The organism is Pseudomonas sp. JS425 (genome assembly GCF_018223845.1).
Lineage (GTDB): Bacteria > Pseudomonadota > Gammaproteobacteria > Pseudomonadales > Pseudomonadaceae > Aquipseudomonas > Aquipseudomonas asiatica.
The window spans coordinates 4,423,598-4,440,829 of the sequence record NZ_CP073661.1 but is presented as its reverse complement, the minus strand read 5'-3'; the positions used below and the strand labels follow the sequence as shown (position 1 = coordinate 4,440,829).

12 protein-coding genes are annotated in these 17,232 nt (G+C 61.6%); 6 read left to right on the top strand and 6 right to left on the bottom strand.

Features of this window, described 5'->3' with window-relative positions:
* Positions 1-47: 47 nt before the first annotated feature.
* Both KDB76_RS20555 and KDB76_RS20550 read right to left on the bottom strand, forming a co-directional pair.
* Entirely contained in the window at positions 48-2,912 is a 2,865-nt protein-coding gene (locus tag KDB76_RS20555; RefSeq protein WP_038410033.1) for a DUF6543 domain-containing protein, read from the bottom strand.
* Positions 2,909-5,662: a DUF6543 domain-containing protein gene (locus tag KDB76_RS20550; RefSeq protein ID WP_023663285.1), complete on the bottom strand. Its 2,754-nt coding sequence runs from the start codon at positions 5,660-5,662 to the stop codon at positions 2,909-2,911. Before KDB76_RS20550 ends, KDB76_RS20555 begins: the two co-directional genes overlap by 4 nt.
* A 234-nt stretch (positions 5,663-5,896) precedes the next feature.
* Here KDB76_RS20550 and KDB76_RS20545 point away from each other — a divergent pair, with 234 nt between their 5' ends.
* The 6 genes from KDB76_RS20545 (at position 5,897) to KDB76_RS20520 (ending at position 11,057) form a co-directional block, all read left to right on the top strand.
* On the top strand, positions 5,897-6,472 hold the full coding sequence (locus KDB76_RS20545) for a GNAT family N-acetyltransferase (RefSeq protein ID WP_013973573.1): 576 nt from the start codon (positions 5,897-5,899) through the stop codon (positions 6,470-6,472).
* A 75-nt stretch (positions 6,473-6,547) separates the two neighbouring features.
* On the top strand, positions 6,548-7,270 hold the full coding sequence (locus KDB76_RS20540; RefSeq protein WP_013973572.1) for an iron-containing redox enzyme family protein: 723 nt from the start codon (positions 6,548-6,550) through the stop codon (positions 7,268-7,270).
* A 23-nt stretch (positions 7,271-7,293) separates the two neighbouring features.
* Positions 7,294-8,523 (top strand): MFS transporter, encoded by a 1,230-nt coding sequence (locus KDB76_RS20535; protein ID WP_024087451.1) that lies wholly within the window; start codon positions 7,294-7,296, stop codon positions 8,521-8,523.
* Between the two features lie 50 nt (positions 8,524-8,573).
* On the top strand, positions 8,574-9,839 hold the full coding sequence (locus KDB76_RS20530; protein ID WP_023663287.1) for an aminotransferase class I/II-fold pyridoxal phosphate-dependent enzyme: 1,266 nt from the start codon (positions 8,574-8,576) through the stop codon (positions 9,837-9,839).
* On the top strand, positions 9,832-10,059 hold the full coding sequence (locus KDB76_RS20525) for a hypothetical protein (RefSeq protein ID WP_023663288.1): 228 nt from the start codon (positions 9,832-9,834) through the stop codon (positions 10,057-10,059). Before KDB76_RS20530 ends, KDB76_RS20525 begins: the two co-directional genes overlap by 8 nt.
* Before the next feature lie 71 nt (positions 10,060-10,130).
* Positions 10,131-11,057 carry a dienelactone hydrolase family protein gene (locus KDB76_RS20520; protein WP_038410032.1) on the top strand — a complete coding sequence of 309 codons (927 nt, stop codon included), beginning with the start codon at positions 10,131-10,133 and terminating at the stop codon, positions 11,055-11,057.
* A 10-nt stretch (positions 11,058-11,067) separates the two neighbouring features.
* Here the strand turns inward: KDB76_RS20520 and KDB76_RS20515 are convergent, their stop codons facing one another.
* The 4 genes from KDB76_RS20515 to KDB76_RS20500 form a co-directional block, all read right to left on the bottom strand.
* Entirely contained in the window at positions 11,068-12,039 is a 972-nt protein-coding gene (locus tag KDB76_RS20515) for a helix-turn-helix domain-containing protein (protein WP_023663289.1), read from the bottom strand.
* Positions 12,040-12,130: 91 nt separating this feature from the next.
* Positions 12,131-12,472 (bottom strand): EscU/YscU/HrcU family type III secretion system export apparatus switch protein, encoded by a 342-nt coding sequence (locus tag KDB76_RS20510; protein WP_013973567.1) that lies wholly within the window; start codon positions 12,470-12,472, stop codon positions 12,131-12,133.
* Entirely contained in the window at positions 12,469-14,025 is a 1,557-nt protein-coding gene (locus KDB76_RS20505) for a flagellar hook-length control protein FliK (protein WP_013973566.1), read from the bottom strand. The genes KDB76_RS20510 and KDB76_RS20505 overlap by 4 nt, the downstream gene beginning before the upstream one ends.
* Positions 14,026-14,202: 177 nt before the next feature.
* A complete protein-coding gene (locus KDB76_RS20500; protein ID WP_024087450.1) occupies positions 14,203-17,070 on the bottom strand; it encodes a DUF6543 domain-containing protein in 2,868 nt (955 codons plus the stop codon).
* Positions 17,071-17,232: the final 162 nt, after the last annotated feature.

Genomic DNA, 17,232 nt, shown 5'->3' with positions numbered 1-17,232 from the left:
GTCTTGTGCGGCCCCAGGCACAGCGGCCGCGCAAGCCCGTCCGGCCGTCAGTAACCCTGAGCGTTTCCGGCCATTGCGACCTCTTCCAGGGGTAGCAACCGCAGCTCTGCACGCCGTTGTGCTGCTTCATCCAGCAGCGCGTCGTAGTTCAGGGTGTGCATGTTTGCCAGGTCCGCCACCTGCCTGAAGGTGTAGAGCTCAGGTAGACGTTGGTCGATCACATGGTTGAGCACCGCGGGCCCGGTTAGTCTGTTGAGTCTTTCGGTATAGGCCTGGAATGCCGCCGCATGCTGTCGCGGAGGTTTGGGGACTTTGTAGAACGCCTGGCCCTCCGGGGTGAGGTAGCGCGCCAGGATCTCGTCGGAAATGGCGTTCAGCACCGGATTACCAGCGCGGCTACCAATCATGCTGGTGTTGTAGCTTGTATACATGCCCAATTGCGCATTGCACACCGGGCTCCTCAACAGCAGCCCGTCGAGGGGCGTGGTGAGCGGTACGCTGTCGATCTTTGCCCGCAGCTGCCCGGTTGCGTCCGGCTCGACCAGCAGATGGTCGTCAATATCCAGGTAGATGCCGCCTTCGCTGTGCAGGACGCGGTAGCGCAAGATGTCCGAGGCCGAGGAGAAGTTGCTCGCCACACCGCCATTCCCTTCCAGCGCAGCCTGGTACTGGTCGAAGTATTCACTTGCCGCGAATTGATGATAGAAAGTCTGCTGCTCCAGTACTGCAACCTTCAATCCCCTGTCGATGCGGGGCTGCAGCAGGGTCATGTTACGTTCGAATGCCTGAGGGTTGGCGTTGGACAGGTAGAGTTTGAGCGTGAAATCGCTGTTGCGCAGTGCCTGCACGTTGTTGTCGAGCGCAGCCAGGTAATCACCGGCGATCATCCTGTCACCCAGCCAGATGTGTAATACCTGTCTGGGGACGGGTATGCCTGGTGCAGTCCCCAGTGCATCGAGGTCGACGGGCAGCTGCAGATCGATACCCAGTGCCCGCAGCGTGCGCGAGCGCGATGTCGGGCTGATTTCCCGCAACGGGTCCGTATCGGGCAGCAGTCGGCTGATCGAGGACTGCAGCGGATCGGCGCTGGCCACATAGTGCTGGGCGCCGCGTGTGCCGTTGGGGTACTTGAGCACGAAACTGTCCTGTCGGGCGTCGTAGTACAGCGGGTGTGGGCCATTCCCCGCATCGCCGATCAGTTCGTCACCTGTGCCGAATGCCTTGCGCCGCGTTACGCAGCGGGCAACGTGTGAGTCCGCGCCGGGCAAGGTGGTGGCCACTTGGTCACCCGCTACTGCCAAGTCCTGGAAATAGGGTGTCATCGCAGGCCCAGGCCAGCGCGGCGGCGAAACCGGGCTCAGCGGGTAGCCTGTGCGGCCGTTGAGCCTCACCGGTTTGATGAAGCCAATAGGGCGTCGGCCGAACAGCGCCTTGGTCGCCTTGACCCCGCGCGCCAGCCCCGGGGCTGCGTTCAGCAGACCGAACACGGCTTGCTCGGCGCCTTCGAGCTGTTGGTCCGGATCCTTGGCGTGCAGCGCCTGGTCCAAGCCCACTGTAAATTGGGCGACCCCCGCCACAGCAGCCAGCGGTAGCAGTCCGGGGACCACCAGCAGAAACGGTGCGGCGAGGTTCATGGTCAGGTAGAAATAGCGGCGCCATGCGGCCTTGGTCACTTCACTGTCCCGCGTGATCAGGAAGTCGGCGTCAGCCTGGCTGCGTTGACGTTGTGCCACCGTAAATGCCTCGAACAGGTTGTATTCGATGCGCGGGCTGAAGGTGTCCGCCTTGTAGTTGATCAGGGTATGCGGGTTCCATACCCTGGCCAGGCGATACACGCTGGTTGCAGGCAGGATGATCTGGCGGGGTGGGAAATCGCCCATGCCCTGAAGTACCCGACGCAACCCCGACCGGCCAATCCTGTCCGGAATATCGCAGGCCCGGAAGTGGGCAAGCAGGGCCGCCCGTTTGTCGGCGTCGCGGCACTGCCTGGCAAGCCACGCACGCATCGCGCCCGGGTTGGCGAACTCATGCAACGGCGCCGCATTGCCCGGTAGGTACAGCAAGGTCAGGCGGCTGCGCATATCGCTCAGGCAAAGGATGTCGCTTGATGGGTAGCCATTGATGTTCAGCAGCCTGGCGTCTACCCCGTTGGCACTGAGGCTGGCGCCGTGGTGCCAGCGTTCCACGCCTGCCGCCCGCCACGCCAGGCTGCGCCCCTGTTCACTGAGGTTGCCCCGCAATGCCTGCCGGTTGCAGGCAGCGAGGAATGCGATGCACGCGCTGACGCTGTACTGGCTGGCGGCATGGGCCCAGAAGTCATCGAGCTGGCGTTTGAATACACCCTGGAAGTCGAGTTGCCAGATGAAGGACTGGAAGGTCGCGGCGTCGAACTGCACATAAGTGCTGGCGTCGTAGCGCATGGGTGCGGTCTGGCGGAAAAGGCCATGGAATTCGGTGTGCACATCGATGTCGTGGTCCAGGCCACTTCCTGGCAATTCATCGACGATCGTCACCTGACCATTGCTGAAGGCCTGGGCCCAGGGCGCTCGACCGTGTGGCAGGGAAAGCTCTGGCAGTACACCAAGCAGGTCGACGGTGGCCGTCCCGCCTCTTAGCAGCAACTGCGCGGTTTGCTCGGCAACCTTGGAGTAGCCGCTTTGCTGCCAGTTGCCAAGTAGCGCTTCGGTCAGGCTCATTTGTTGGACGATCTTGGCCAGCCAGCCCCGCTTGGGAACGAATTTGCAATGCAAGGTCACTGCAAGCGTGTTGTCGGGTTCCACGTCCAGCCGCTGCTGGCTGGCCCATTCGCGGATGGCTGCACTGGCACTGCGGTCAGGGCGAGGCACGGAACCCAGCATTGCCTTGACGTAGTCTTGGCCGGCTGCGCCGACCACAGGTTGGCGCGGGTTCATGTTCGGCTCCAGGAATGGTTGCCACCGACAGTGGCGAAGCGGTTCAGGGGCAGGAGCGTACGCACGGAATCGCGCATGCGTGGCAGATCGACGAACCGGTAGGCATTGATGCGCGGCATCCCATAGAGATTGGTGAGCTGTCGCAGGATGCGCAGGCTCGGCAGTTGCCGATCGACCACGTCGCTGAGCAGGGCAGGGCCGGTGAGGTAGCTCAGGCGCCTGGCATACTCATAGAAATTCCCCGGGTCTTCAGCCAGGCTGGGCTTGCTGTCGTAGAAGTCGCGATTGAGCTGGTAGCGTGCGCACATCTCTTCGGAAATGGCCTCCAGCGTGGGGTTGCCGGGGTGGCTGCCGATAAGGCTGGAATTGTAGAGGCTGTTCATGCTCATCTTTTCATTGGACATGGGCGGTACCAGCAGCAGCCCTGTGGCGTCCGTGCTCAGTTCGACCTGATCGATGGGTTCACCGGCGGGACCTACCGGTTGCCCGTCGATGATCAATGAGTACTCGCCTGGCGCGAGCAAGGTGTCATCGACATCCATGTACAAGCCACCTTCGTGGTGCAGCATCGGGTAGCGCAGCACATCGCATGCCGATGCATAGTTGCTGGCAACGCCGCCGTTGCCATCCAGGGCAGCGTCGTACTGCGCGTAGTATCTGCTTTGTCGAAAAGCCCTGAAGAAGGCCTGCTCCTCCAGCGGCAGAACTTGCAAGCCCGGAGCATGACTGGCCAGCAGCTCCAGGTTTTCGGCATAGGCGTGCCGGGCAGTGCTGGAAAGGAACAACCGTATGCTGTATTCGCTGTCTTGCAACTGCGCTGCGTTCTGGCCCAGATTGGCCAGCAGCTCCGGGCCGATGACCCGGTCACCGACCCAGATGCAGGAGATGCGTTTGGGTATTGGCCAACTGCCCGGCGCTCTGGCAGGTACCTGTAGCGGCAATGGCAGGTCCACGCCCAGCGCCCGCAGGGTGCGGTTGCGCATTGCATGGGTAACCACGCGCCCTTGCGGCGCGGGGCTCAGGTTCCGGCTGTCGGGTACCGCCACGAAGCCTACAGGGTCGACCTGGTTCAGGTCTTCGGCCCGAATGAAAACATCCCGCTCCATGTCGTAGATCATTCTGGCGTTGTAGCCCTTGATGTTCGCTGCCAGGGTGTCTGGCTCACCATCGTACTGGGGCGTACGAATGACTGCGTCGGCAACCGCCTGGTCACAGTCAGGCAGTGGCTCTATCGGGTCGGTGATATGGAAGTAGCTTGCGCCCTCGGGCTCGGGAAAGCGCGGTGGCGAGAGTGGGCTCAGAGGGTAGCCGATCTGTTCATTCAGCCGCGTCGGCGGCGCGAAACCCTCGACCTTGAATTCGAACAGTGCCTTGCCCCTTGCGGCAGCGCCTGCTGCCAGGGGCAAGGCGTTGAACAGGCCCCAGGTGATGTTGCCGATACCTTCTTGCTGTTGCTGCAGTGACTTGCCGTTGATTGCCTGGTCGAGCCCCAGGCCAAGCTGGGCGATGCCACCGATGGCCAGCAGCGGCCCCAGGCCGGGTACCACCAGGCACAGTGGCGCCAGCAGGTTGAGCGTAGTGGCCAGGTAGCCACGCCACCTGGCCTTGATGACTTCGCTGTCAGCCGTGATCAGAAACGCGGCGTCGTCGTAGCTGCGCTGACGCTGGCGCTCGGCCAATGCCTGGAAAAGGTCGCCCTTGATCCTTGGGTTGTACCTGGTAGGTCGATAGTTGACATAGGTCTGCGGCGGCCAGGTGCCGTCGTCGTTGAAATAGCCGTGTTCGGGAGGCAGCAGGTGCCGTTCAGGGTAGGCGCCCAGCCCCTCCATGGCAGTGTCCAGGCCGCTGAAGTCGAGGCCTTGCGGGCAATCTGCCAGGCGAAAATGCTGTTTCAGGGCCTGGCGTTTGTTCGGGTCTTTGCATTGTTCGCCAACCCAGGCCTTCAATTCTCGTTCGCTGCTGAACGTCAGCAACGGTGAGCTGTTGCCAGGTACGTACAGCACCGTCAGGTCGGTGGCGGGGTCGTTCAGGTACAGCAGGTCGGTCGCTGCATAGCCGTAGATGCTCAAGGTACTGCATCGCAGCCTGTTACGCCGTGGCATCAGCCCGGCCGCTTGCCAGACCAGTTGCCGTGCAGGCTCGCTGAGGCTGCCCTCGCTGACCTGTCTGTTGCAGGCTGCGATGAAGTTGAGCTTAAGCGCCAGCCTGTGACTGTGCAGATGGTCACGCCAGTACACATCCAGCGCCGCCTTGAAAGGCTGCTGGAAGTCCAGGTTGCTGATGAACTGCTGGAAGGCTTCGGCGCTTACCGGCAAATGGGTGGAAGCGTCGTAGCGTTGCGGGGTAGTGCGCCGAAATAGGCCGTTGAATACTTCGAAGGGCGCCCCGTAGTGATTGAAGACGGGTTGCGGGAGGGTTCCCACCAATCGTATCGGGCCTGCGGGTAACGCACCGGCCCACGGTGCTTGCAGCAGCTTGCCGAACATGTCACTGGCAGACTCACCCTGCCAGTTGCCCAGCAGTGCCTGAGTCAGGCTGGTGCGCTGGCTGATTGCGGCCAGATGGCCACCTGCGCCGTCCGGGCAATAGTGAAGGGTAACGACGTCGAGCTGGTCCGGGTCCAGGTCATGGCCTTGCTTTGCGAGCCATTGGCGGATGGCGCGGTTGGCTTCACGATCGGGGCGAGGCACATGGCCGAGGTGGTCTATAACGTAATGCGTGCCCATCACGTTGATGCGAGTCGAATGCATGGGGGTACCTTGCGCTGAGATGAAGCCGGCAAGGTTGAAGCAGGGGCACGAAAAGACGGTGGTAGATATGTCGGTACGGCGCCTGGCCGATCTCGTCACCCCCTGGCCCTCGGGTGCTGATGGCATTTTGGTCGTGGATGTCACTATCCTTCCGCTTCCTGTCCGGTTCCCTTCTTACCCGGCATCGCACTTAAACGTTTAAATCCCAGCTTGTACGCACAAGGGATTTACGCAATGAACACCCTCTCTTCAAAGCAGGTGGCCCCTGGCGAGCCACAGTTGCAGTGGTTGCGTCAGGCCGACAGCGATACCGCGCCGGCCATCATGCAACTGATCAACAGCACGGTTGGCGATGGCGGTGTTCTGGGTTACGAGCATGAGATGTCTGCCGGGCAGAGCGTCGAATTCACGGCCTCGTTGCAAGAGCGCATCCATGGCGGCAATACCCATGTCCTGCTCGGCCAGGCAATGGCGGGGCCGGCCTGCCTGGTCATTGTTTCGCGCAGCAGCATGCCGAACTGCCGGCATATTGCCGACCTGAGCAAGGGCGTGGTGCACCCGGCCTATCGCGGGACCGGCCTGGTGGCACGGGCTTTCAGCGAAGTCGTGCGCCTGTGCCAGGCCCAAGGTATCGAGCTGTTGACCCTGGATGTACGCGAGGGCACCCGTGCACACCGGTTATGGCAAACCTTCGGCTTCCAGACCTACGGCGTGCTGGACGACTACGCACGTGTCGATGGCGTGAAGCATCGCGGCCATTACATGGCCCAGCCCGTGGAAAGCCTTGCGCTGCGACTCAACCTGGACTGAGTTGCCCTTCGTCGACTCTGCCTGTGGCCATCGCGGTCAACGGCACCTGTCTCTCTCACCCAAGGAACACCCTGAATGGCCTTATCTACTGCAGCCTTTCGCGATCAGCTGGAGCAGAAACTGCACCACCATCTGACCCTGTCCCACCCGATATTCAAGGAACTGCTTGCGCCTGAGGGCAACAGGCCGCTGCTGCGCAAGGTCGCGTTGCAAGGCTATCAGCTCACCAAGTACTTCCTGACCTATGTCGAGCACTTGTTCTTTCATTGCCCGTTGCCTGCCCACAAGCGGGCACTGATCACCAATTGTTTCGAAGAAGAAACCGGCCGGCTTTCCCGCACCGACAACCATGTCGTGCTCATGCAGAATTTCCTGAGGGCGCTCGGCATCAGCGATGCCGAGCGTGATGCCGAGCAGCCGCTGCCAGCCACCTGGGAACTGATCGATTTCCGCCTGCAGGCGGTACGTGACCCGGCGCGTTATCACATTGGTGCGGCAGCAGTGATGATCGCCAGCGAAGGGCAAAACCTCGAGACCGTCGCTGGAGATGCACGGCATGTGTTGCTGGGGCGTGCCTATGGCCTGGCCGAACAAGACTTGCTGTTCTTCTCGGTGCACCAGAAGGAAGACGTGGGCCACGTCAATGAAGGCTTGGACCTTGTCTCGCAGTTGTGCAGCACGGCGCAGATGCAAGAAGAGGCGTTGCAGGCTGTAGACCACACCTGCCAGCTGTTCTACGCGATGTACGAAAACATGTACCAGGCGTATTGCCGAGCTCCGCAAGCCGAGGCGGTGTAATGCCCACACGATAAGGATTGGCCATGAAACAGAAATTCAGCTCTACCTTGATCGTCTCGGTGCTGGTCGTCGGCTTCGTGGTGATGTTTCTGTCCAGCGCCTTGAAGGGGTTGTACCAAGTCTACTTCGTCGACCTGGCCTCCCACTTTGGCGAGGGGCGCGCAGCCTTGGCTACCGCAGGATCGCTGTTCGTCCTGACCATTGGCCTGGTATCGCCCGTGGTGGGGTGGCTGAGCGACAGGGTTGGGCCCTTGAGCACGGTGGCCCTGGGCAGTGTCAGCGGCGGGGTGGTGCTGCTGGGCGTGACATTCGCAGGCACGCACCTGCTGGTGTTCACCCTGTTGTACGGCCTGCTCGGCGCCTTTGCCCTCGCTGCGATGACCTATGTACCCATGGGTATTCTGGTCGATCGCCTGGTCGCTGAACGGTTCAAGGCCTTCGCTTTCGCATTCGTCACCAACGGCACCTCCATTGGCTTCATCGTGCTGTCGCCGTTGTGGATCATGCTGCAGCAGAGCGTGCCCTGGCAGTCGGTGTTCTCCTGGGTTGGCCTGATCTTTCTGGTGCCTTTGAGCCTGGCGCTGTATTGGGTATCCCGCACCGTGCCGTTGAAGCCCGACCCGCAGGCGGCAAAGGTCAGGCATCCGGTGATGTTTCTGCTGCGTGACCCGCGCTTCTTCGTGCTGGCCCTCAGTTTCGCCAGTTGTGGTGCCACCATGGCGTTCATCGATGTTCATCTGGTGTCGTTCTGGCAGGGTGAGGCGCTGCCCAGTTCGGTGCAGGCCAGCGGCCTGAGCCTGTTAGGTGTGCTGGAGCTGGTCAGCGGCCTGCTCGCGGGTTGGTTGGCTACCCGCTACAACAAGGGCCTGCTGCTGATGATGTTTTACCTGCTGCGAACCGCTGCGGTCATCGTGCTGCTGACCACGCCCGGGCCCCTCGGAACGTACGTGTTCGCTGTGCTGTTTGGCGCCAGTTACCTTGGAACGGTGGTGCTCACATCTGCCTTCTGCTTCGCGCTGTATGGCGCCGAAATCAAAGGCAAGGTGTTCGGGATGCTGTTCCTGGTACATCAACTTGGCGCGTTGGTGGCCACGCAGCTGGGCGCACTGGATTTCGACCGGCATCAAAGCTATCAGCTGACCTTGGCCGGCCTGGCCACGGCCACGGCGGTGGCTGCCCTGGCATCGTTGTGGCTGATAGCGGTTCGCCCATCAAGCGAAACCCTGGCTGCTCAACTCGCTGAACCTGAATAGTCCACCAATCAATTGCGCATTGTTCAATGCAAACAAGGAGGCGCAAAACCATGCAATCGACCGTGATTGGCCTGGATGATTTCAACGCAACTGATTTCAATGCAACTGGGGCACTGCATGCTAACCGGGTCAGCGACCTGACCGATGTGTTCTGCGAGCCGTTGGCCATGACGTCCGCCTACACCTTCGCTTCAGCGAAAGAGGCTTGCGAGCGCTTCAGCGGGCAACAGCAGGGCAATGTATACAGCCGCTTCACCAACCCGACCGTTCAAGCGTTTGAAAGCCGTGTGGCAGCGTTGGAAAACGCTGAAAGCGCAGTGGCGTTCGCTTCCGGCATGGGCGCTTTCACCGCGCTTTGTCACGCCTTTCTCCAGCAAGGCGACAACATCGTCTGCAGCCGTGACGTGTTCGGCACTACCGTCAATGCCTTCAGCTACTACATGGCCCGTTTCGGGATCGAGGCCCGGTTCGTCGATTTGACAGACCTGGCGCAGTGGAAGTCGGCAATCGACGGCAGGACCCGTCTGGTGGTGTTGGAGTCGCCCTCCAATCCGCTGCTGAAAATCGGTGATATCCGCGCGGTAAGCTCGCTGGCACATGAAAAAGGGGCGTTGCTGGTGGTGGACAACACCTTGCTGACCCCGGTTTTTCAGCGGCCACACACACTGGGAGCGGATTTGGTCATCCACTCCGCTGGCAAGTACATGGATGGCCAAGGGCGTGCATTGGCGGGCGTCGTGACGGGGTCGCAAAGCCTGATGCAGGTGTTGCGGGGTGTTCTGCGTACCTTGGGCATTTCTTGCAGCCCGTTCAACGCCTGGCTGCTGCTCAAAAGCCTGGAAACCCTCGAAGTCAGGATGATGCGGGCACAGCAGAGCGCCTTCGAGCTGGCCCGCTGGCTTAGCCATCAGGAGCTGGTGACCGCGGTGCATTACACCGGCCTGGAGCACCACCCCCAGCATGCATTGGCATGCCGCCAGCAGGACGGCCATGGCGGACTGTTGGCTTTCGAGATCGTCGGGGGCCAGGCCGCAGCTTGGCAATGGATTGACCAACTGCGTTGCGTGGCGCGCTGTACCAACATTGGCGACACCCGCAGCATGGTCACGCATCCAGCTACAACTACACACGGGCGGCTGGACGCACAGGCGCGGCATCAGGCGGGTATCTCGGATGGTTTGATCAGGTTGTGCGTCGGACTGGAGCGTGTGGACGATATCAAGGCCGACCTGCAACAGGCTTTCCAGGCCGTGTCCTTGCAAACATCCATGGCAGCGCCGATCGGCCATAACCGGAACGCGGTATTCAATGGCTGAACTGCTCGCTTCAGGATTCGGCATTGGCGTGTTCGCCGTGGGCGTGCAGATCCTTGCATTGATCGCGGTGTATGGCACGGCCTGCGCGAAGGAAGTGCGTTTCTATGCCGTGGCTTTCGCGCTGGCGAGTTGCGTGATGGCGGGCATGGCGATGCTCGACCCGTTGGCATTCCCCCAATGGCATGTCGACGGCCTGGCAGTAATGGCGATGTGTGGCTGATGCCGGGCGCCGCCAATTTTCTATATCGGGTGCCGGTTCAACACCCGCTCATGACGTTCAGGGGTAACCAGATGTTCAAAGTAATGACCATCAGCTTGGTGCTGGGCTGTGCCCTTCAGTTCGCAACGGCCCGGGCTGAGGTCGCTGCCACCAATAGCGGCACCGTTGCCACGGTCAGCAAACGGCTCGTCTCTTTCTATAGTCAGCCACTGCCATCCGCCGGCAAGGCGATACCGATTCGGGTTCCGGCGGTGTTGTCGTTGCCGGCCAAGGCCGCGGGCCCGGTACCGGCTGTGATCATCCTGCATGGCTCGGCGGGTATGGATTCGCGTGGTCCCTTGCATGGCGGTGACCTCAATGCCCGCGGCATCGCAACGCTGGAGTTGGACATGTGGGGCGCGCGCAGGCTCACTGGCGGTGCACAAGGGCGGCCGCCACGCGTGCACGATACCCTGCCGGACCTGGCAGGCGCCCTGGCTTACCTGGCCAAGCAGCCTGGCGTCGACGGCCAGCGCGTGGGAGTGCTCGGGTTTTCCTGGGGGGGCGTACAGGCCATGCTCGCCGCCTCTGCGCCCATCAACGACGAGCTGGAGCAAGCCTCAGGTATTCGCCCCATCTCGATGGCAGCGTTTTACCCCGTGTGCTGGGGTTACAACCATGTGCCAGGTTATACCTTCAAGCATCTGGCCCGGGCTCGCTTGCTGGTGCTGGTAGGCGAAAACGACCAGTATGACGATGACCCGCGTGCCTGCCCGGCGCTGATTTCAAACCTGCCCAGCGAAGATCAGGCGCGTGCGCAGGTGCTGGTTTACCCCGGCGCAGAGCACGGTTTCAACGGGCTGGAGGCCGCCCAGGAGTATCAGGACCCGTTCCTGCACCGTGGTCAGGGCGGCGTGGGGCGTTCGGCACCTGACCCGGCGGCGCGCGACGCTTCGCGCCAGGCCGTGGTGAAGTTTTTCACCGAAAGCTTCGCCCCGACTGCGATAAGCGAGCGGTAGCAGTCGAAATCTAGGCGCGCTCGTGGGCGAGAGCGTGGCGAAACTGCAGGGGCGGTTGCGGCATTTCCTGGCGCCATGCCAAGCGAAAGGCATGGCTGCTGCCGTAGCCGCAACGTTCGGCAATCTGTTCCACGTTGAGGTGGCTGCTGCGCAAAAGCTCACGGGCCAGGTCGATGCGTTGGGTGCGCAGGTAGCTCTGCAGCGTTTGACCGGTATTGTCGCGGAACAGTCGCGCCAGGTGCCGGTAGCTGACATTGAACTGGCTGGCCAGTTGTTCGAAGCTGAAGTGGGTGCCCAGGTGTGCATCGATGTAGTCCTGGGCCGCATGCACCAACGGGTGGATGTGATTGCGCGCCAGGTCTGCCGCGCGCAGCTGCACATCTTCGCCAGCGCGGCGCCGGTAGATGACCAGCTCCTGCGCCACCTGGTTGGCCACGACCTTGCCAAATTCCAGGCTGACGATGTGCAGTGCCAGGTCAGTTCCGCTGGACACGCCTGCCGAGGTGAACACGCCATCGTCCTCGACGAACAGGCGGTTCTCCAGCACCTTGGCTGCTGGGTAGCGCATTCGAAGCAAATCGACGTAACGATGGTGCGTGGTGCACTGTCGGCCATCCAGCAAGCCAGCTTCGCCCAGCAGGAACGCACCGGTGCATATGGAGCACAGCTTTATATCCGGCGTTTGCCTGACCACCTTCGCCAGCCACAGGGCGGTGGCGGTCAATATCGCTGTTTCGGCGGGTGTCGCAGAGAGCTTGTTGCCCACCACGAACAGCAAGTCCTGCGGTGCGAGCCGCTCAGGCAACTGGTGCAGGCCACTCAGTGTCACGCCCTGAAAACTGCTGACCTGTTGTCTGGCGGCTATGCAACGTACGTTGACCGGTGCCAGCTGGAGTTCTTCGAGGCTCGCCATGATTTGTAGCGGGCCGCCTAGATCAAGGATGTGGGTGCCCGGGAGCAGCAAGAACCAGATGGTACGCATTACAGTATTCCTTACATCGCCAAGCGCCTGACCTTGAACGGCACGTTACCAACATGGCGCAAAAAGGCAATTTGCATGGATACCATGGCGGTCAGGCGCCTTCGCCTCCGGGCAGCCTTCCGAGCAGCGGTGGGGTAGGCCCTGGGGCGGCAGGTTCGTCATCGAAGCCCGCAGGCACTTTGCCCCGCAGGTGCCAGGCAAAGGCGATGATTTCGGCAATGGTCAGGTACAGCGCCTCCGGTATCTGGTCCCCCAGCTCCAGGCGCGCCAGCAGGCGCACCAGCTCGGCATTTTCGTAGATCGGCACCTCGTGCTCGCGGGCCAATGCCAGGATGACCTCGGCCAGCGCATCGTCGCCCTTGGCGGTGAGGGTAGGGGCTTGCTGCCCGTCGTAGAACAGGGCAATCGCCTGCCGTGCAGGTTGGTGCGTCATGCGTTCTCATCCACCCAGCGTTGTTCAACCCGCGTACGCGGGCCTTGTGGCGGGATACCAGGATGGCATTCCAGATCACCCACATCCAGGCCCCGCGCCAACAGGCGTTCGCGCAAGCTGCCGAGCTGGCTGTCGATCAGCCGGGCTGTCGCCTCGCGTTCCGCCCAAAGCTGGCCACCCAGGCGGCCTTGGCTCAGTTGTGCCTGGACCTGCACCGGGCCAAGGGGCGAGAGGTCGAAAGCCAGCTCGATACGCCACAGGGCTTGCAGCGGGTCGGCTGATTCCTGCTGGCGGTCGGCTTGCTGTTGTGGCGTTTCCTCGCGTTGCAGCTTGACCTGCAACGGGATGAACTCCTGGCCGTGACGGATCGGCACTTCGGTTTGCCAGGTGGTCTGCAGGTTGCCGTTTTCCAGGGTACCGGTTTGTTGCAGGCTGCTCATGGCGTGGCTTTGCAGGCGCGACACGGCAGCGGCGGCCAGGCGCAGCAGTTGTTGCAGGTCGCCTTCGTCTTCCATGGCCTTGAGCAGGCGCGACGGCAGCGGGAATGCGCCCGGCTGCGGCTTGGGGCTGACCCGTTCGAGCATGCCCAGCGCGCTGCGGGCCAGGGCCGGCATGGTTACGGCCAGGCTGGCGGGCGCCAGGTTGGGCGCCCCGGGTATGCTGGCCGGCGCGACGGTGATCAGCCGCAGCAAGTGCGCCTTGAGGTCGGTGGCGACGCTGGCCGGGAGACCGCCCAGCAGTTTGGCTTCGAGAAAGGTACCGCTGTTGTTCAGGGCTTGGGCCACTGCCTTGGCATCACCCAGTTGCCGGGCTTCTGGCAGGCCCGCCAGCAGGCGTTCGGCGCTGGCTCGCAGTTCGCCATCGGCGCCCGGGTCGTGGGCCACCTGTTGCAAGGCATTGAGCAGGCCGGGCAGCGAAGCCTGGCGGTTTTGCTGGGTCAGCAGCTGTTGGGCAATGCTGAGCTGGTCCTGGCGGCCGCTGAGCGGTACGAAACGCAGCGACTGGTCGCCCTGCACCAGCGCGCTGAGCAGGCTACCGACGGCCAGCGGTCGCGGGCTTTCCACGCTCAGGGTTGCGCCGGCCTGGGCACTGTTCAGCAGGCTGACCAGCGCCCGGTAGACGGCGGGCTGGCCGGGCGCCTGGGCCAGCGCCTGGTTGGTCAGGACCTTGCCCTGCAGCAGGGTGCCGACCGGCACCTTGCTGGTGTCCAGCTGAGTGAGGGTGGCGACCTGGCTGGCGCTGGCCTGCTGCAGCATGATCGCCAGGCGGTTGCTTTCGGTCTGGCTGACCGTAACCTGGCTACCCTGGGGCAGGGGCTGGCTGGCGCTGGCTTGCAGCTGGGTCTGGGTGCCGTTGGCCTGCATCAGCCGCAGCACCAGCTGAAAGTCCTGGCCCACCTGGCGCAACGACATGACCTCGGCCTGCGCGGTCTCGCCGGGGGCCATCAAGCCGGGCTGCGGTTGCGTCAGGCGCAGCAGTTCGCCGGTCATGCCCGCCTTGATGGCCTGGGGGCTGATCGCGGTTTGTGCGCCGAGACTGTTGATTTCACTCATGTAGGGTCTACAACCTTTCGAGCTCGCCTGGTTCGCAGCGTGGCGCTGCGTGTCGTCATGCAGTCCGCCCGTTGTTGCCAGTATAACGGCAGCGCTGACAGCGACTTGAGGCGGGAGCCCGGAAAGCGTGCCGGCCTGGAGCTATGAGCCCCAGGCCGGCACACGTCCAGCGTTGTCTCAGTGATTCAGGTTCCTCCAGGCGAACCCGTTGTTCACTCGCACAACTCGGTTCACGCGGAACAGTGACTGGAGGCTGGCTTGCAGCTCTTCATCAGACACTGGCCTCAGGTCCGCGCCCAGCAGCGTAGGTGTCTCCAGCAGCGGGCAGCTGAGCAGCTTGTATATCTGTTTCATTTGCCGATAAGCAGGCAAGGCCCGGTCAACGACGTGATTGAACATTTCAATACCGGTCAAGTTACTCAGCGCCTTGGCATAGGTGGCGTACTTGGCGCCCCGGGCTCCTTGGGCCGGCCAGTTCTGTTTCTGGCTGAAGAATCCTGGGCGGGTGTCCAGCCGACGTTCCATTTCGTCTATGACCCTGCGCAAGGACGGGTTGCGGGGATGGCTGCCAATTACGCTGGTATTGTATTGCTGATGCGCGCCTCTGAATGGGTTGGAGCTCGGCTGCTCGAGCAATAGGCCCTCGGGCGATGCCTCCAACGGCACATTGCCGATCCAGTCGCTGGGTGCGTGGGCATTGACGATACCTGCCGCCGCAGGATGATCAGACGGTGCCAGCATGTCATTGTTGATATCCATGTACAAGCCGCCTTCGTGATAGAGCGCATGGTATTTCAATATGTCATTGGCTGCGGTTATGTGTGAGGACCCGCGCTCCGGTCCCTCCATGGCGGCATCGTAATAGCGCTTGGAGTACCCCATTTCGCGGTAGAAACCTTGGTGTTCGAGGGGCAATACCTGCAGGTCGGGAGCGACGCGGGCCAAGGCGCGGCTATTCATGACGAAGGCGTCATAGTTTGCGTTGGACAGGTAAAGAACATGAGCAAAGCCGCTCTCGTTGAGCAGCCTGGAATTGCGGCTGACATGCGCGAGCGACGCCGGCGAGATGGGATCACCGCTGGGCCATAGATGGATCACTCTCTTGGGGATAGGCAGCTGATTTACGTGGGTGACCCTCGGCACTTCGACGGGGAGCGGGAGTTCTATACCGAGACTGCGCAGCGTGCTTTCGCGCATGGCGTTGCTAACGTCGCGAGGGCCGTTGAATGCCGGTTGGTATGTGCGCAACCTAGCGTTCTCGGCGATGAAGCGGGTGGGTGCAGCTTCACCCACATCGCTTGACCTGACAAACGCGTCGGCATTCAGGTCGTAGACAAAGTCCGTTTCCGGATTATGCACATCTATCAGCGTGTCCATGCCCGCATGGGTGGTTTGCCGGCGGATTACTGTTTCGCCTGCATGAGGGGGGAGCGGTTCGACCGGCACCGGCTGCTCGAAGTACGCCTGAAAGTTTCTACCACCCCAGCGGGGTCTTGGTGGCCGGGTTGGGCTGAGCGGGTAGCCGATCTGGCCATTTATCCTGCGAGGGGCAACAAAACCGTCGTATTGTGCCCGGAACAGTTGTTGGCTGCCGGCTCTCAGCTCTCCGAGCAGCGGCGCGGCACACAGTGCACCGAATGCAATGTTGGTGACGCCATCCAGTTTCTCTTGCAGGTTCCTGCCATTGATCACTTCATCAAGCCCAACGCCGAACTGCGCGATGCCACCAACAGCAACCAGCCATCCCAGCCCGGGCACCAGAAGCGACAGGGGCGCGAGCAGAGTCAGCGTAAGGTTGAGATAACCTCGCCATTTGGCCTTGATGAGGTCGCTATTGCTGGTGATCAAAAACTGTGCATCTTCGTAGCTGCGCTGTTTGTGCCGCAAGGCGATATGGTCGAACAGGCTGCCCGCTATCACCGGGCTGTAGGTCTCGACCTTGTAGTTGATGTACTGGGGGGACCAGCCGCGCGCTGGCACGATCAGATTGTCAATGTACAGGTAGCGCGTGCCCTGGTAATTGCCCAACCCTTCGAGCGTGGCTTGCAACCCTGAGTAGCTAAGCCCGCTTTGCAGGTCTTCGAGACGGAAATGCGCCATCAACGCCTTGCACTTTTCGGCATCCTTGCACTGCTCTACCAACCAGATTTTCATTGCGCCCTGGTTGGCAAACTCATGCACTGGCGAAGAGTTGCCAGGTATATAGAGCAGGGTCAGGCCTGAGGCCCGATCAGTGAGGCAAGGAATATCCGTAGCGACATAGCCATAGAAGTTGAGCATGCGTGCCTCAACCTGGCCGTCATGCGCGGTTTGCGAGTCATCGTCGTTGGCGATACCGGCCGAGCGCCAGGCCAGCTCGCACCCCGCTTGGCTCAGGCTACCTTCCTCGACCTGCTTGTTGCAGGCGGCGATGAAGTTTACGCGTGCCAGCATGGCGAAATCGTCAAATTGGTGCAGCCAATAGTCGTTCAATTGGGTGATGAACTCGTCATGAAAGCTCAAATTCCAGATGAATTGTTGAAACGCTTGCGTGTCGGTGATGATCTGCGTCTGGCGGTTGTATTGCATGGGCTCGGTCTTCCGGAAGAGCCCTTGATACACCAAATGGTCTTCGATCTCGCCAAAGAGGCCGCCTGGGGGGAGTCGATCGACGATATGCACGTGACCATCGGAAAAGGCCTGAGACCAGCTTTCCTGCGTAAGGCTCCATTCCTTGAAAAGGCCTATGAGGTCAAGGGCGACTAGGGCCGTGGGGCGGAGAAGGGGGGCAAGTGAAATGTTCTCCACGCTATTGGATTGATCTTGCCATTTGGACAACAGGGCCTGACTGAGCGGAATTTGCTCAACCACTTGGGCTAGCCAGCCCCCCTCGGGGTTGGGCTTGTAGTGCAAGGTAACTGCCAATGTGGTGTCGGGATCGAGATCGGTTTCCTGAGTCTTGTACCACTGCCTTATTTTTTCGGCGGCGACTCGATCTGGACGAGGAATCAGGGTGAGGTATTTGCGCGTGTGTTGGGCCGCTGATGGGTGCAAATGAGTTGTCATGTCTTGGACCTGCCATGTGAAGGAGTTGGCATGGTCGAGCCCGGGGCGACAGATCTGGAGGTATGTATTTATTGGCCGGGAGACAGTACACCGGGCATGCTCGCCGCGAGGGATTGTGCGGCGAGACTATTGATTTCAGTCATGATTGTATACAACCTGTCG

What these genes read in the sequence shown, in the direction of transcription:
- KDB76_RS20525 (WP_023663288.1), top strand. Translation starts at nt 9,832, where the DNA reads ATGGCTGAACTGCTCGCTTCAGGATTCGGCATTGGCGTGTTCGCCGTG.
- KDB76_RS20515 (WP_023663289.1), bottom strand. Translation starts at nt 12,039, where the DNA reads ATGCGTACCATCTGGTTCTTGCTGCTCCCGGGCACCCACATCCTTGAT.
- KDB76_RS20540 (WP_013973572.1), top strand. Translation starts at nt 6,548, where the DNA reads ATGGCCTTATCTACTGCAGCCTTTCGCGATCAGCTGGAGCAGAAACTG.
- KDB76_RS20530 (WP_023663287.1), top strand. Translation starts at nt 8,574, where the DNA reads ATGCAATCGACCGTGATTGGCCTGGATGATTTCAACGCAACTGATTTC.
- KDB76_RS20505 (WP_013973566.1), bottom strand. Translation starts at nt 14,025, where the DNA reads ATGAGTGAAATCAACAGTCTCGGCGCACAAACCGCGATCAGCCCCCAG.
- KDB76_RS20555 (WP_038410033.1), bottom strand. Translation starts at nt 2,912, where the DNA reads ATGAACCCGCGCCAACCTGTGGTCGGCGCAGCCGGCCAAGACTACGTC.
- KDB76_RS20550 (WP_023663285.1), bottom strand. Translation starts at nt 5,662, where the DNA reads ATGCATTCGACTCGCATCAACGTGATGGGCACGCATTACGTTATAGAC.
- KDB76_RS20510 (WP_013973567.1), bottom strand. Translation starts at nt 12,472, where the DNA reads ATGACGCACCAACCTGCACGGCAGGCGATTGCCCTGTTCTACGACGGG.
- KDB76_RS20520 (WP_038410032.1), top strand. Translation starts at nt 10,131, where the DNA reads ATGTTCAAAGTAATGACCATCAGCTTGGTGCTGGGCTGTGCCCTTCAG.
- KDB76_RS20500 (WP_024087450.1), bottom strand. Translation starts at nt 17,070, where the DNA reads ATGACAACTCATTTGCACCCATCAGCGGCCCAACACACGCGCAAATAC.
- KDB76_RS20545 (WP_013973573.1), top strand. Translation starts at nt 5,897, where the DNA reads ATGAACACCCTCTCTTCAAAGCAGGTGGCCCCTGGCGAGCCACAGTTG.
- KDB76_RS20535 (WP_024087451.1), top strand. Translation starts at nt 7,294, where the DNA reads ATGAAACAGAAATTCAGCTCTACCTTGATCGTCTCGGTGCTGGTCGTC.